Raw genomic sequence first — 14,315 nt, forward strand, 5'->3', positions numbered from 1 at the left:
CCCCCCCCCCCGCGGCGGGGGCCCCCCGCCTGGCCCCCAGCCCGCCCCCCGGCCGCGGGGGGGCCGGGCCCGCGGCAGCTCAGTTCGCGAGCGCGGCCAGCGCGGGCAGCAGTTGCCGCAGCGCGCGGCCGCGATGGGAGGCCTCGTCCTTCTCGGCCGGGCCGAGCTGCGCGGCCGAACCCGTCCCGCCCTCGGGCAGGAACAGCGGGTCGTAGCCGAATCCGCCGTCGCCCACCGGTGTGCGGCCGATGCTGCCCGGCCAGATCCCGCGGACCACCAGCTCGCGCCCGCCTGGCACGACCAGGGCGCAGGCGGAGACGAAGCGGGCGCCGCGCCGCTCGTCGGGCACGTCGCGCAGCTGGGCCAACAGCAGCGCGTTGTTGGCCGCGTCGTCGCCGTGGGCACCCGCCCAGCGGGCCGAGAGCACCCCGGGCATGCCGTTCAGCGCATCCACCTCGAGGCCGGAATCGTCGGCCACACAGGGCAGTCCGGTGGCGGCGGCGCCGTCGCGCGCCTTGGCCAGCGCGTTCTCCTCGAAGCTCGCCCCGGTCTCGGGCGCCTCCTCGTAGGCGGGCACGTCGTCGAGGCCGACCACCTGCAGCCCGACCACGTCGGCCTCGGCGAGGATGCGGCGCAGTTCGGCCAGCTTCTTGGCGTTGCGGCTGGCGACGAGGACCCGCGCGCTCATCACTTCCTCTTCGACACGGGCTCGATGGGCTCGGGCAGCTCACCGGGGTACGGCAGCGCCAGCGCCTGCTTCTGCACCGCGAACAACTGCTCACAGCCCGCCAGCGCCGCGTCGAGCAGCTTGTCCAGGGTGGAGCGCGGGAAGGTGGCGCCCTCGCCGGTGCCCTGGATCTCCACCAGGGTGCCGGTGTCGGTGGCCACCACGTTCATGTCCACCTCGGCGCGCGAGTCCTCCTCGTAGGGCAGGTCCAGCCGGACCCGGCCGTCCACCACGCCGACGCTGACCGCGGCGATGGCGCACGAGATCGGCTGCGGGTCGGCCAGCGCGCCGCGCGCGCCGAGCCAGGTGATGGCGTCCGAGAGCGCCACGTAGGCCCCGGTGATGGCGGCGGTCCTGGTGCCGCCGTCGGCCTGCAACACGTCGCAGTCGATGGCGATGGTGTTCTCGCCGATCGCGGCCAGGTCGATACAGGCGCGCAGCGAGCGGCCGATCAGCCTGCTGATCTCCTGGGTGCGGCCGCCGACCTTGCCCTTCACCGACTCCCGGCCCGAACGGGTGTGGGTCGCGGCGGGCAGCATCGCGTACTCGGCGGTCAGCCAGCCCAGACCGGAGTCGCGCCGCCACGGCGGCACCCCCTCGGTGACGCTGGCCGTGCACATCACTCTGGTCTGCCCGAACTCCACCAGCACCGATCCCGCGGGATGCGTGGTGAATCCCCGGGTGATGCGGACCTCGCGGAGCTCGTCGTCCGCCCTGCCATCGGCTCGTCTCGACACGATGGCCAGCCTAGACGACGACCCGCCGCCGAAAACCGGGTGTCCGCTCAGAGTTCGAAGGTCTCCCCCGGCGCGACCGCGTGCACCGGACCGGTGAACTCGGCCTTGGCCTCGGCGATCACGTCCTCCCGCGAGGTCCACGGCGGGATGTGGGTGAGCAGCAGTTCCCGTACCCCGGCGCGGGCGGCGATCTGCCCGGCCTCGGTGCCGGACAGGTGGATGCCGGGCGGGCGGTTGTCCGGGTCGTGGGTCCACGACGCCTCGGCCATGAGGACGTCGGCACCCTCGGCGAGCTCCTGGACGGCATCACACATGGCGGTGTCGCCGGTGTAGACGAAGGTGCGGCCCGCGGCGGTACGGATGCGCAGCCCGTAGGACTCCGGCGGGTGGTACATGCGACGCGCGGTGACGGTGTGGCCGGGGCCGAACTCGACCACCTCGCCCTCCTGCCAGGCGCGGTGGTCGATCACGTCGGACCAGTCGTCGCATTCGCCGCCGACCTCGGCCGAGGCGTTGCCGATGCGCAGCGGGGCGTCGGAGGGGCCGCGCACGATGGCGCGCCCGACGGGTGGAGTGGGGTGGTAGCGCCGCCACACCAGCAGGCCGGGCAGGTCGAGGCAGTGGTCGGCGTGCAGATGCGTCAGGAAGATGTCGGCTTCCCCCGGGTCGACGTGGCGCTGCAGCGCGCCGAGCACACCCGGTCCGAAATCGATGACGACCGGCTTCATGTCCGGGCCGGTCAGCAGGTACCCCGACGCTGGGGAGTCCGGGCCGGACACGCTGCCCGAGCACCCGAGGACGGTAAGGCGCATGCCCTCATGCTGCCACGACGAAACATCGCTCACGAAACGATCCCCCGATTTTGCCGGCGGCCGCCCCGTGCGCGCGGCGGCACCGCCGGCTCCCGCTCGAGACTGCCACGAACCTCGTCGTCCATTCCCCGAGGGTACCCAGACGCCGCACCGGGCATGCACCGGTCGCGAATACCGCTGCGCGGCAACGATACCGGACATGACGGAACCCGGCGCGACGCGGCCACGGCCGCCACCGCCGCACGGGCCGGGAACCCGCGGTGGCGGGGCATCGGGCTCAGTATCCGGCCGCGGGCGGGGTGCGACGGGCGAGGGCGCGGCGGCGGGTGTGCGGCGCCCAGGCCGCGACCACACCGCCGATGGCGCCGAAAAGATGCCCCTGCCAAGAGATCCCGTCCTGGCCTGGCAGCACGCCCCACAACAACGAGCCGTAGAACAGCAGCACCACCAGGCCGAGCGCGATCTGCCACCCACTTCGGGCGAACCAGCCGCGCAGGATCAGGAAGGTCAGCCAGCCGAAGACCAGCGCGGAGGCGCCCACGTGCACGGTGCCGTCCGCGCCGGTGAGCCAGGTGCCGACGCCCGCGACCACCCAGATGATCGCGGTGGCCACCAGCCCGCGCCCGACGCCGGCGGCCAGCACGAGGAAGCCGAGCACGAAGACCGGCACGGTGTTGCTGATCAGGTGGTCCCAGCCGCTGTGCAGCAGCGGCGCCCACAGGATGCCCCACAGCCCGTCGGCCTCGCGGGGCTGGATGCCCGCCTGGTCGTAGTCGCGGGAGTCGAGGGCGTCGATGCCCTCGACGGCCCACAGCACGAGCACGAAGCCGGTGATCAGCGCCGCGGCCTGCAACCACATCTGGCGGACCGCGCCGAAGCCGGTGGCGGGCGGGCGGCCCGTCGGCGCGGGGGCCGGTGGCGCGAACCGCCCCGGATCGTACGAAGGGCCGAGGCCCGAACCGCCGGACATGGCCGACCTCCTCCGTCGATGTTCCGCTTGCTTCGAGGCTACCGAAGCCGCGCCCGCCGACCGGCCGTGCTGCCGTGGCGGCTCACGCCCACAGCTGGCCTTCGAGCCTGCTCTCGGCCTCCTCGAGGGTGCCGTCGTAGGCGCCGGTGGACAGGTATTTCCAGCCGCCGTCGGCGACCACGAAGGCGATGTCGGCGCGTCTGCCCGCCTTCAGCGCCTTGCGGCCGACGCCGAGCGCGGCGTGCAGGATGGCGCCGGTGGAGATGCCCGCGAAGATGCCCTCCTCGGCGACCAGCTCCCGGGTGCGCCGGACGGCGTCGTAGGGTCCGACGGAGAAACGCGAGCTGAGCACGGTCTCGTCGTAGAGCTCCGGGATGAAGCCCTCGTCGATGTTGCGCAGGCCGTAGACCAGCTCGCCGTAGCGCGGCTCGGCGGCCACGATCTCGATTCCCGGCACCTTCTCGCGCAGGAACCGGCCTGTCCCCATGAGGGTGCCGGTGGTGCCGAGCCCGGCCACGAAATGGGTGATCTCGGGCAGGTCGGCGAGCAGTTCGGGGCCGGTGGTGTCGTAGTGCGCCTGCGCGTTGGCCGGGTTGCCGTACTGGTAGAGCATCACCCAGTCCGGGTTGTCGGCGGCGAGCCGCTTGGCCACCGCCACCGCCTCGTTGGACCCGCCCGCGGCGGGTGAGTCGATGATGCGCGCGCCGTACATGGTGAGCAGCTGCCGCCGTTCCACGGAGGTGTTCTCCGGCATGACGCACACCAGCTGATAGCCCTTGAGCTTGGCGGCCATGGCCAGCGAGATGCCGGTGTTGCCGCTGGTCGGCTCGAGGATGGTGCAGCCGGGGCGCAGCGTGCCGTCGGCCTCGGCCTGCTCGATCATGCGCAGCGCGGGCCGGTCCTTGATCGAGCCGGTGGGATTGCGGTCCTCGAGCTTGGCCCACAGCCGCACGTGCTGTTCACCGTCCCACCGCGGCGACAGCTTGCGCAGCCCCACCAGCGGGGTGTCGCCGAGGGTCGCGATCAGCGATTCGTAGCGCGCCACGTCGGCTCAGCGATCGGCCGGCGCGCCGCCCGCGACCGCGGGCAGGATGGTCACACTGGCGCCCTCGGGCACCTCCGCCGCCAGACCGCCCGTGAAGCGGACGTCCTCGTCGTCGACGTAGATGTTGACGAAGCGGTTCAGCTTGCCGTCCTTGAGCAGCCGTTCGGCCAGGCCGGGGTGGTTGGCGTCCAGATCGGCGATGACCGCGGAGAGGGTGTCTCCCTCGGCCTGCACGCGCTTTTCGCCGCCGGTGAGGCCGCGCATGATGGTCGGGATGGACACGGTGACCGACATGAACTCTCCTGATGTCGCTGGGTGGGGTCTGTTGCTGGGTGCCGTCACGAGGCGGTGACGGCCTCGTCGGAGTAGGCGTCGACCACGCGGACCGGTTCCTCGGTGACCACGCCGTCGACGATGCGGTAGCTGCGCAGTTCGTGCCGGTCCGGGTCGCGGGTGGAGATGAGCACGTAGTGCGCGCCGGGCTCGGAGGCGTAGGAGACATCGGTGCGGCTGGGGTAGGCCTCGGTAGCGGTGTGCGAGTGGTAGATGACCACCGGCTCCTCGTCGGCGTCGTCCATCGCCCGCCAGACCTTCAGCTGCTCACCGGAGTCGAAGCGGTAGAAGGTGGGCGAGCGTTCGGCGTTGGTCATGGGCACGAAGCGCACCGGCCGGTCGGAGCCCTCCGGGCCCGCGATGATCCCGCACGCCTCGTCGGGATGGTCGGCGCGGGCGTGCGCCACCATCGCCTCCACCAGCTCGGATGTGATCACCAGCACCTGACTCACGCCTTCCGCACAACTGTCCGCGTCGTCCCGGGTCGACCGCCCGGGTCGATTGCCCGGGTCACTGCCGTCAACCAGCCAGCTTAGGTGCCTATTCCCCCGCGGGCCGCCCGTGCGCGCGCCGGTGGCGTCCACGTCGGCCGCCGGGAGCGGGTTCAGAAGGGGAACAGATCGCGGTAGGCGGGGATGCCGGCCACAGCGGTCGCGCTGAGCACGGCGTCGACCACGGCGCGTTCCACACACACCGCCGCCGCGGTGCAGAGCGCGTCGAGAACCAGCAGATCGGGTGGGAAGGCGGCGGGCAGCGGCGCGTCCGGGATCGGCACGGCGCCGGTGGCGAGGGCGAAGAGGGTGTCGCCGTCGAGCGGAGAATGCGCGGGCCGGATGGCGCGGGCGAGTCCGTCGTGCGCGGTGGTGGCCAGCCTGCGGCAGCCGGTGACCCCGAGCGCGGCGTCGGTGGCGACCACGCCGATGGTGGTGTTGAGGACGGTGCCCTTGACCGGAAGGGCGTTGGCCGCCGCCAGATGCACCGGATCGGGCACCGGCAGGCCGAAGTGCCCCGGACCGTCGGTGCCGACGCCCCACGGCAGGCCGGTCATCGGGTCGAACACCGAACCGACCGGATTGGCCACGATCAGCGCCGCCACCGTCATACCCTCGGCCGGACCGTCGTCGAGCACCACGCTCGCCGAGCCGACGCCGCCCTTGAGCGCGCCCGCCCGCGCGCCCACACCCGCGCCGACCGAGCCGCGCGCGAACTCGGCGGCGGCGTCGCGGGCAGCGCGATAACCGAACTCGGCGGTCGGGCGGATGCGCCAATCCCCCACCGGCAGATCGAAGATCACCGCGCCCGGCACGATGGGAACCACCCGGCTCGGGTCGGCCGGGTCCATCGCAATGCCCTCGCCCTGTTCCTCCAGCAGCCGCATCACCCCGTCGGCCGCGGCGAGGCCGTAGGCGCTGCCACCGCTGAGCAGCAGCGCGTGCGCCCGCGTGACCGTGTTGGCCGGGTCGAGCAGATCGGTCTCCCTGGTACCCGGCCCGCCGCCGCGCACATCCACCGCGGCCACCGCCCCGCCGGGCACGCGCACCACCGTGCAGCCGGTGGCCGCGCCGGAACCGAGCGCGGCGTCGGGATCGAGGGCGGCGTCGGGGTCGAGGGCGTGGTGGTGCCCGACGAGCACGCCCGCCACGTCGGTGAGCGCGTCACGGGCTCCGGGGTGAGCTGTCACGAGGACCTCCTCGGCCGTGGTCACCGCGGGTGTCGCCACGGTTCGGGACGCCGATCACGGTGTGCCCCGCCGAACACGATCACCGGCGGGCAGACCTCGGCGGTTCAGGGGGCGAGCGCCTGGAGCAGGCTGTCCTGCATCCAGGTGAGCCAGTGGTAGACGTCCAGGTGCGGGGCGCGCGGATCGTCGGGTTCGTACCGGTCGGGGGTGTCGGCGTCGATCCGCAGGACCGTGCCGAGCGCCAACCGGACATCGGTGAGCGCGGTCAGCCAGGCGTCGGCCTGTTCCGGGGTGAGCACGATCTTGCCGCCGCCGGCCGGGACCGTCTCGAGCACGACCGCGCCCGCGGCCAGCTTGGTGTCGATGATCTCCGGCTCGTGCAGCGCCCGCAGCGCGCTGTTGAGCCCGGCGCGGTCGGCGTCCGGCGAACCGGGTTCGGGACGGTGGAACTCCGGCAGCAACCGCGCCAGCCGCGGGTCGTCGGGCGGGTTGCTGTTGCCGGTGCGCAGCCCGGTGAGCGCGCTGAGTTCGTCCTCGGGCGCCGACTGCGCCCGCTCGGTGAGCAGCCCGGACACCGCGCCGACGAGGGAGCGCAACACCTCGGCCTCGTGCCTGTCCATCTCGGCGCGCAGCTTCGGCCCGCCCAGGGAGTTCTTCCTGGTCCACTTACGCACGATCGTTCGTCCCATCACGCACGTGCGTCAGGGTAGTCCCACGCCCGGCCGGTCCGGGCAACCCCGGCGGCGGCCTCACTCGTCGCGCTGCATGGTGGCCCACAGCCCGGCCGCGTGCAGTCGGCGCACATCGTGCTCCATCTTGTCGCGTGAGCCGCTGGAGACCACGGCCTTGCCCTCGTTGTGCACCTGCAGCATCAGCTCGGTGGCCTTGGCCTTGCTGTAGCCGAACAGCTTCTGGAAGATGTAGGTGACGTAGTGCATGAGGTTGACCGGATCGTCCCAGACCACGGTCACCCACGGCCGGTCCTCGGCCTCCAGGATCTCGGTGTACTCCACCGCTTCCGGGGTCGCCTGCGCCGCCTGCAGGGTTGGCTGTGCCGCTGACAGAGTTGCCGGCGCCGGGTACGCATTGCACAAGCCCATGTCGTCAAGGGTACGACGCGCCGTGAGATCCTCAACACCCCGCTCGCCGGGCGCACGCGCGAGCCGGACCGCCGCCCGTCCGCGCTGTCTACAGTGACGGAGTGGATTCCCGTGACCAGGCCGCGAGCACCGCGCTGCTGACCGATCAGTACGAACTCACCATGCTCGCCGCCGCGCTCGCCGACGGCTCGGCGCACCGCCGGTGCGGGTTCGAGGTGTTCGCCCGGCGGCTGCCGCACGGCCGCCGCTACGGCGTGGTCGCGGGCACCGGCAGGCTGCTCGAGGCGTTGCGACGGTTCCGTTTCGGCGACGAGGAGCTGGCGGTGGTCGCGCCGGTGCTCGACGAGCGGACCCTGGACTGGCTGCGCGGCTATCGCTTCGGCGGCGACATCGACGGCTACGCCGAGGGCGAGCTGTACTTCCCCGGCTCACCGATCCTGTCGGTGCGCGGCAGTTTCGCCGAGTGCGTGCTGTTGGAGACGCTGATCCTGTCGATCTTCAACCACGACAGCGCGGTGGCCTCGGCCGCGGCCAGGATGGTCTCCGCCGCCGGTGGCAGGCGGTTGATCGAGATGGGCTCGCGGCGCACCCACGAGCAGGCCGCACCGGCCGCCGCGCGGGCGGCCTACCTGGCCGGTTTCGACGCCACCTCCAATCTGGAGGCGGTGCGCCGCTACGGCGTTCCCGGCGCGGGCACCAGCGCGCACGCCTTCACCCTGTTGCACAGCGGTCCCGACGGCGCGCACGAGGCCGAGGCCTTCCGCAGCCAGGTCGCCCAGCTCGGCGTTGGCACCACGCTGCTGGTGGACACCTTCGACATCACCGAGGGCGTGGCCACCGCCGTCCGGGTGGCGGGCACCGAGCTGGGCGGGGTGCGCATCGACTCCGGCGATCTGGGTGTGCTGGCCGGGCAGGTCCGCGCCCAGCTCGACGCGCTCGGCGCGACGAACACCCGCATCGTGGTCTCCGGTGACCTGGACGAGTACGCCATCGCGGCGCTGCGGGCCGAACCGGTGGACAGCTACGGCGTCGGCACCTCCCTGGTGACCGGCTCAGGCGCACCGACCGCGGGCATGGTCTACAAACTGGTCGAGGTCGAGGGCGTGCCGGTGGTCAAGCGCAGCAGCCACAAGCAGTCGCGCGGCGGGATCAAGCGGGCGCGGCGGCTGGCGAAGGCGTCCGGCACGATCGTCGAGGAAGTGGTGTATCCGGCGTCCGGGGAAGCGCCGTCGGACGGGGAGTTCCTGGCGCGCGAGCTGCTCGTGCCGCTGGTGCGCGGCGGCGCGCAGGTGCCAGGCCTGCCCACGCTGGCCGAGAGCAGGCAGCTGGTGCGGCGCGGTCTGGTGAGCCTGCCGTGGGAGGGCTTGAAACTGTCCGAGGGCGAGCCCGCGATTCCCACCACCTTCGTCGGCTGAGTCGCGCCGCGCGACCACCGCCTCTGCCGTCGTCGTCTGCCGTCGTCGTCTGCCGTCGTCGATGGGCAGGACGGCTCCGACCGGCGCGGGTAATCTCGGAGCATGAATCGGGCGCTCATCATCGTCGACGTGCAGAACGACTTCTGCGAGGGCGGCTCGCTGGCGGTCGCGGGCGGCACGGCCGTGGCCGAGCAGATCAACGCCCACCTCGCGGGCAGCGAGTACGCCGCCGTGGTCGCCACCCGCGACCATCACATCGACCCGGGCGCGCACTTCTCCGACACTCCCGACTACGTCGACAGCTGGCCGCCGCACTGCCGGGTGGGGACCCCCGGCGCGCAATTCCACCCCGCCCTCGACACCACCGGCGTGCAGGAGATCTTCTCCAAGGGCGAGTACGCCGCGGCCTACTCCGGTTTCGAGGGCGCGGCCGCCGACGGCAGCTCGCTGACCGACTGGCTGCGCGCCCGCGACATCCAGGCGGTGGACGTGGTCGGCATCGCCACCGACCACTGCGTGCGCGCCACCGCCCTGGACGCCCGCGCCGCCGGGTTCGACACCAGGGTGCTGTTGGATCTCACCGCGGGCGTCGCCCCGGAGACGGTGCGGCGCGCCCTCGCCGAATTGCGCGCGGCGGGCGTCGAGCTCACCGGATCGGTACCGGGCGGGCAGTAGCCACCGGTCGAGCGGACGGTCGACGGGCGCACCGTCGCGAGCAAGCCGCTGTCGGTGCCGGGCAGTAGGCTGCTCGCGTGCCCGAACTGCCTCCCACCTCGGAACTGCTGTCCACCGCCGTGCGCGCGCTCGGCGGCAGGGAACGGGAGGGGCAGATCAGGATGGCCTCGGCCGTCGACCACGCCATCGACACCAAGCGGCATCTGGCCGTGCAGGCGGGCACCGGCACCGGCAAGTCGCTGGCCTATCTGGTGCCGAGCCTGCGGCACGCGGTGCGCACCGGCCGCACCGTGGTGGTCTCCACCGCCACCATCGCGCTGCAACGCCAGCTGGTCGACCGCGATCTGCCCCGGCTGTCGGAGGCGCTGGCGACACCGCTCGGCCGCGCGCCGCGCTTCGCGATCCTCAAGGGCCGCAACAACTATCTGTGCCTGAACAAGATCAACAGCGCGATCCCGGAGGAGCCCGCCGAGGCCGAGCTGTTCGACGCCTTCGCCATCTCCCGGCTCGGCCGCGAGGTGCAACGGCTCAACGAGTGGGCCTCCGACACCGACACCGGCGACCGCGACGATCTGGCACCCGGCGTGAGCGACCGGGCGTGGCGGCAGGTCAGCGTGTCCTCGCGGGAGTGCCTCGGCAAGTCGCGCTGCCAGTTCGGCCAGGACTGCTATGCCGAGCGGGCCCGCGCCGAGAGCGCCCAGGCCGATGTGGTGGTCACCAACCACGCGCTGCTGGCCATCGACGCCATCAGCGGCATCCAGATCCTGCCCGAGCACGACGTGGTGGTGATCGACGAGGCGCACGAGCTGGTCGACCGGGTCACCGGCGTGGCCACCGCCGAGCTGTCGGCCAACGGCATCAGCGCCGCCGCCCGCCGCTGCGCGAAACTCGTCGACGAACGCGAGGTCGACCGGCTGGAGGGGGCCGCGGAGGCCTGGCACACCCTGCTCGACGAGCTGCCGCCCACCCGCTGGGACAGGCTGCCCGAGGGCGCCGCCCAGACCCTGGCGCTGGTGCGCGACGCCGCGTGGAACGCCCGCACCGAACTCGCCCCGCCCGGCGGCGGCCAACCCCAGGGCGATCCCGACAACGCCGCAGCCCGCACGTTCGCCCTGGCCGCCGTGGAGGAGGTGCACGACGCCGCGGTGCGCGCGCTCGGCGCCTTCGACGAGCCCGATCCCTCGGCCCGCCGCGACGTCATCTGGCTCTCGGCCGAGGAGTCGCGGACCGGTGTCACCCGCAAGACCCTGCGCATGTCGCCGCTGTCGGTGGGCGGGCTGCTGCGGGCGCGGCTGTTCGGCGCGGCGACGGTGGTGCTGACCTCGGCCACATTGCAGATCGGCGGCTCCTTCGACAGTCTCGCGGTCACCTGGGGCCTGCCCGCGCAGTCGGGCGAGACGGTCGACCCGGCCACGGCCAACGGCGCCGCCGCGCCCGCCGACGCAGGCACGGTGCACTGGGACGGGCTGGACGTCGGCTCCCCCTTCGACCACGCCAAGGCGGGCATTCTGTATGTGGCCAAGCATCTTCCGCCGCCGGGGCGCGACGGCCTGCCGCCGGCCTACCTGGACGAGATCGAGCGGTTGATCGATGCCGCGGGCGGGCGCACGCTCGGCCTGTTCTCCTCCATGCGCGCCGCCAAGGCCGCCGCCGAGGCCATGCGCTCGCGGCTGGACACCCCGGTGCTGTGCCAGGGCGACGATTCGACCGGCGCGCTGGTGCGCAAGTTCGCCGAGGACCACCCGACCTCGCTGTTCGGCACCCTGTCGCTGTGGCAGGGCGTGGACGTGCCGGGCCCGTCGCTGAGTCTGGTGATCCTCGACCGCATTCCGTTCCCCCGCCCGGACGACCCGCTGCTGGCCGCCCGCCAGCGCGCGGTCGAATCCCGCGGCGGCAACGGCTTTCTCACCGTCGCGGCCAATCACGCGGCGCTGCTGCTGGCACAGGGCACCGGCCGCCTGCTGCGCAGTGTCGACGATCGCGGGGTGATCGCGGTGCTCGATTCCCGGCTGGCCACCGCACGGTACGGCGGCTATCTGCGCGCCACCCTGCCGCCGTACTGGGAGACCGCCGATCCCGAGGTGGTGACCAAGGCGCTGCGCCGCCTCACCGAAACCGCGCCACTGTGATTCGGCACACAAACAGACCGCGATAGTTCTGTACGAAACTACATTGAGCACCGATACAGCCGGTGGAAACCCCAATTCCCCCACGGGCGTATCCGGTCCCCGCGCCACGCCCTGCACGCGGCGCGGGGACCCCTCGGTCCGGCTCAACTGCTCCCGCGCGCCATGAACCGCACCGGCAGCCGCACCGACTCCACCTCCTTGCCCGCCAGCATGTCCAGCAGCACCCGCACCGCGGTGACGCCGATGTCGTGCGCGGGCGAGCGCACCGTGCTCAGCGGCACCGGCAACTGCGCCACGATCGGAATGTCGTTGTAGCCCACCACCGCCAGATCGCCGGGCACGCAGAGGCCCAGATCGCGCGCCACACCGAGCACGCCGACGGCGATGGTGTCGGTGACGGCGAAGATCGCCCTCGGCCGGTCCGGCCGGTCGAGCAACCGCCTGCCCGCCTCGACGCCACCGGCGACGTCGAACGCCGAGGCGACGACCCGCTCCGGCGGCAGGCCGATCGAGGCCTCGGCGAGCGCGCCGAGGAAACCCGCGACGCGATCGCCTGCGGTGGTGGCGTGACCGGGGCCCGCGATCACGGCGATATCGCGGTAGCCGCGGTCGAGCAGGTGCCGCGCGGCCAGCGCGCCGCCGCGCCGGTCGTCACCACCGACGAAGGGAAGTCCGGCGTCGGCATGCCTGGTGACGGTGAGGATGGGCAGCGGCCCGACCGACAGCGATTCGACGAACGGCCCGCCCGGCGCGTGCAGGCTGCTCAGCAACAGGCCGTCGACCTGCCTGCCGCAGAGCAGTTCGATCGCGCGGCGCTGGGCTTCCGGTTCGTCGGGCGGGCTGGACAGCAGCACCGAGTAACCCGCGCGGGTGGCCGCCTCCTCGATGCCCTGATAGGTCGTGGCGACGACACCGTCGGTCAGCCGGGGCATGACCACGCCGAGGGTGGTGGTCTTGCGGGTGCGCAGGCTGGCCGCCCACAGATTGGGCTGGTAGCCGAGTTCGGCGGCGACCTCCCTGACCCGCCGCGCCGAGGCCGACCAGCCGTCCACCGGCTCGGGCTGGCGCAGCACCCGCGAGGCGGTGGAGACGTGGACCCCGGCCCGTTCGGCGATCTCCTTGAGGGTCGGCGCCCGTGAGGGTCGAGACATGTCCGGCAGATCCTCTTCGATGTTCGTCGAGACTCTCGACGGGTAAACGGCAGTTGACGGCGTTCCGATCGAGCCCTACCCTACTGCATGCAAACGTTCTCGCAATCGTTATCGCAAACGTTTTCACATCGTGCTCCAGCACCGAGCCCACCCCCGAGAACCACCACCCGACAGCCTGTCGCCGACGCCCGGAGGAACCGTGTCCAAGCCCCAGAGCCTGACCCAGCTGTTCGCCCTCGACTCCCTGCTCGAGCCCGAGGAGATCGCCATCCGCGACACCGTGCGCAAGTTCGGCGAGGAGCGCATCCGCCCGCACATCGCCGAGTGGTTCGAAAAGGCGCAGCTGCCCGCCCGGGAGCTGGCCGAGGAACTGGGCGAGCTCGGCGTGCTCGGCATGCACCTGGAGGGCTACGACTGCGCGGGCATGAGCGCCACCGCCTACGGCCTGGCCTGCCTCGAACTCGAGGCCATCGACTCCGGTATCCGCAGCCTGGTGTCCGTGCAGGGTTCGCTGGCCATGTTCTCCATCCACCACTGGGGCAGCGAGGAACAGAAGCAGCAGTGGCTGCCGCGCATGGCCGCGGGCAAGGCCATCGGCTGCTTCGGCCTGACCGAGCCCGACTTCGGCTCCAACCCGGCGGGCATGCGCACCCACGCCAAGCGCGACGGCGACGACTGGGTGCTCAACGGCACCAAGATGTGGATCACCAACGGCTCGATCGCCGACGTGGCCGTGGTGTGGGCGCAGACCGACGAGGGCGTGCGCGGCTTCGTCGTGCCCACCGACACCCCCGGCTTCTCGGCGCCGGAGATCAAGGCCAAGCTGTCGCTGCGCGCCTCGGTCACCTCCGAACTGGTGCTCGACGGCGTCCGCCTGCCCGCCTCGGCGGTGCTGCCGAAGGCCGAGGGCCTGCGCGGCCCGCTCACCGCGCTGAACGAGGCCCGCTTCGGCATCACCTTCGGCGCGCTGGGCGCTGCCCGCGACTGCCTGGAGACCGCCATCGAGTACGCGCAGTCGCGCGAGGTCTTCGACAAGCCGCTCTCGTCCTACCAGCTGACCCAGGCCAAGCTCGCCGACATGGCGCTCGAGCTGGGCAAGGGCCACCTGCTCGCCTACCACCTCGGCCGCATCAAGGACCGCCACGAGATCACGCCCGAGCAGATCAGCACCGGCAAGCTCAACAGTGTGCGCGAGGCCATCGCCATCGCCCGCGAGTGCCGCACCATCCTGGGCGCCAACGGCATCACCCTCGAGTACCCGGTGATCCGCCACGCCAACAACCTGGAATCGGTGCTGACCTACGAGGGCACCTCCGAGATGCACCAGCTGTCCATCGGCAAGGCGCTCACCGGCCAGGCGGCCTTCCGGTGACAGGCGCGCTCGACGGGCTGGTGATCGCCGACTTCGGTCGCGTGCTCGCCGGCCCCTACGCCACCATGCTGCTGGCCGACCGCGGCGCCGGGGGGGTGTAGATAGAACGCCCCGGCGCGGGCGCCGCCCCCCGGCCATTGGGGCCCCCCCGGGCCGGGGGCGGATAGG

15 protein-coding genes and 1 pseudogene are annotated in these 14,315 nt (G+C 72.5%); 5 read left to right on the forward strand and 11 right to left on the reverse strand.

What is annotated here, in order from left to right:
• Window positions 1–79: 79 nt before the first annotated feature.
• The 10 genes from QH283_RS18090 to clpS form a co-directional block, all read right to left on the reverse strand.
• Entirely contained in the window at window positions 80–688 is a 609-nt protein-coding gene (locus QH283_RS18090) for a non-canonical purine NTP pyrophosphatase (RefSeq protein ID WP_280504170.1), read from the reverse strand.
• Window positions 688–1,464 (reverse strand): ribonuclease PH, encoded by a 777-nt coding sequence (rph, locus tag QH283_RS18095; RefSeq protein ID WP_280504171.1) that lies wholly within the window; start codon window positions 1,462–1,464, stop codon window positions 688–690. The genes QH283_RS18090 and rph overlap by 1 nt, the downstream gene beginning before the upstream one ends.
• A 47-nt stretch (window positions 1,465–1,511) precedes the next feature.
• On the reverse strand, window positions 1,512–2,276 hold the full coding sequence (locus QH283_RS18100; protein WP_280504172.1) for a cyclic nucleotide-degrading phosphodiesterase: 765 nt from the start codon (window positions 2,274–2,276) through the stop codon (window positions 1,512–1,514).
• Between the two features lie 277 nt (window positions 2,277–2,553).
• A complete protein-coding gene (locus QH283_RS18105) occupies window positions 2,554–3,246 on the reverse strand; it encodes a rhomboid family intramembrane serine protease (RefSeq protein WP_414689551.1) in 693 nt (230 codons plus the stop codon).
• A gap of 82 nt (window positions 3,247–3,328) precedes the next feature.
• A complete protein-coding gene (locus QH283_RS18110) occupies window positions 3,329–4,291 on the reverse strand; it encodes a PLP-dependent cysteine synthase family protein (RefSeq protein ID WP_280504173.1) in 963 nt (320 codons plus the stop codon).
• Between the two features lie 6 nt (window positions 4,292–4,297).
• Entirely contained in the window at window positions 4,298–4,585 is a 288-nt protein-coding gene (locus QH283_RS18115) for a MoaD/ThiS family protein (RefSeq protein ID WP_280504174.1), read from the reverse strand.
• A 44-nt stretch (window positions 4,586–4,629) separates the two neighbouring features.
• A complete protein-coding gene (locus QH283_RS18120) occupies window positions 4,630–5,067 on the reverse strand; it encodes a M67 family metallopeptidase (protein WP_280504175.1) in 438 nt (145 codons plus the stop codon).
• 161 nt (window positions 5,068–5,228) lie between these two features.
• Complete coding sequence (locus tag QH283_RS18125) at window positions 5,229–6,305, reverse strand: P1 family peptidase (protein ID WP_280504176.1); 1,077 nt, start codon at window positions 6,303–6,305, stop codon at window positions 5,229–5,231.
• Between the two features lie 104 nt (window positions 6,306–6,409).
• A complete protein-coding gene (locus tag QH283_RS18130; protein WP_280504184.1) occupies window positions 6,410–6,979 on the reverse strand; it encodes a DUF2017 domain-containing protein in 570 nt (189 codons plus the stop codon).
• 75 nt (window positions 6,980–7,054) lie between these two features.
• Window positions 7,055–7,405, reverse strand: a complete 351-nt coding sequence (clpS, locus tag QH283_RS18135) for an ATP-dependent Clp protease adapter ClpS (RefSeq protein ID WP_280504177.1) — start codon at window positions 7,403–7,405, stop codon at window positions 7,055–7,057.
• 101 nt (window positions 7,406–7,506) lie between these two features.
• Between clpS and QH283_RS18140 the strand changes: the two genes are divergently transcribed.
• From QH283_RS18140 to QH283_RS18150, 3 genes are all read left to right on the forward strand, one after another.
• The gene (locus tag QH283_RS18140) at window positions 7,507–8,820 is read left to right on the forward strand and encodes a nicotinate phosphoribosyltransferase (RefSeq protein ID WP_280504178.1); all 1,314 of its coding nucleotides are present in this window, start codon (window positions 7,507–7,509) and stop codon (window positions 8,818–8,820) included.
• A gap of 102 nt (window positions 8,821–8,922) precedes the next feature.
• Window positions 8,923–9,495, forward strand: coding sequence for a nicotinamidase (locus QH283_RS18145; RefSeq protein ID WP_280504179.1), 573 nt, complete (start codon window positions 8,923–8,925; stop codon window positions 9,493–9,495).
• Between the two features lie 77 nt (window positions 9,496–9,572).
• The gene (locus QH283_RS18150) at window positions 9,573–11,624 is read left to right on the forward strand and encodes an ATP-dependent DNA helicase (protein ID WP_280504180.1); all 2,052 of its coding nucleotides are present in this window, start codon (window positions 9,573–9,575) and stop codon (window positions 11,622–11,624) included.
• Window positions 11,625–11,767: 143 nt separating this feature from the next.
• Here the strand turns inward: QH283_RS18150 and QH283_RS18155 are convergent, their stop codons facing one another.
• Complete coding sequence (locus QH283_RS18155) at window positions 11,768–12,775, reverse strand: LacI family DNA-binding transcriptional regulator (protein ID WP_280504181.1); 1,008 nt, start codon at window positions 12,773–12,775, stop codon at window positions 11,768–11,770.
• A 199-nt stretch (window positions 12,776–12,974) separates the two neighbouring features.
• On the opposite strand from QH283_RS18155, the gene QH283_RS18160 reads away from it, so the two are divergent.
• Both QH283_RS18160 and QH283_RS18165 read left to right on the forward strand, forming a co-directional pair.
• On the forward strand, window positions 12,975–14,147 hold the full coding sequence (locus QH283_RS18160) for an acyl-CoA dehydrogenase family protein (protein ID WP_280504182.1): 1,173 nt from the start codon (window positions 12,975–12,977) through the stop codon (window positions 14,145–14,147).
• Window positions 14,144–14,245: pseudogene (locus tag QH283_RS18165) on the forward strand (CoA transferase); the annotation flags it as partial. The gene QH283_RS18160 and the pseudogene QH283_RS18165, both read left to right, overlap by 4 nt.
• Window positions 14,246–14,315: the final 70 nt, after the last annotated feature.

Origin of the sequence: Nocardia farcinica, from assembly GCF_029867845.1 — a bacterium.
In the GTDB taxonomy this organism is placed as follows: Bacteria; Actinomycetota; Actinomycetes; order Mycobacteriales; family Mycobacteriaceae; genus Nocardia; species Nocardia farcinica_A.

Coding starts and splice junctions, on each gene's coding strand:
- QH283_RS18090 (WP_280504170.1), bottom strand. CDS start 688: ATGAGCGCGCGGGTCCTCGTCGCCAGCCGCAACGCCAAGAAGCTGGCC.
- QH283_RS18100 (WP_280504172.1), bottom strand. CDS start 2,276: ATGCGCCTTACCGTCCTCGGGTGCTCGGGCAGCGTGTCCGGCCCGGAC.
- QH283_RS18105 (WP_414689551.1), bottom strand. CDS start 3,246: ATGTCCGGCGGTTCGGGCCTCGGCCCTTCGTACGATCCGGGGCGGTTC.
- QH283_RS18115 (WP_280504174.1), bottom strand. CDS start 4,585: ATGTCGGTCACCGTGTCCATCCCGACCATCATGCGCGGCCTCACCGGC.
- clpS (WP_280504177.1), bottom strand. CDS start 7,405: ATGGGCTTGTGCAATGCGTACCCGGCGCCGGCAACTCTGTCAGCGGCA.
- QH283_RS18145 (WP_280504179.1), top strand. CDS start 8,923: ATGAATCGGGCGCTCATCATCGTCGACGTGCAGAACGACTTCTGCGAG.
- QH283_RS18155 (WP_280504181.1), bottom strand. CDS start 12,775: ATGTCTCGACCCTCACGGGCGCCGACCCTCAAGGAGATCGCCGAACGG.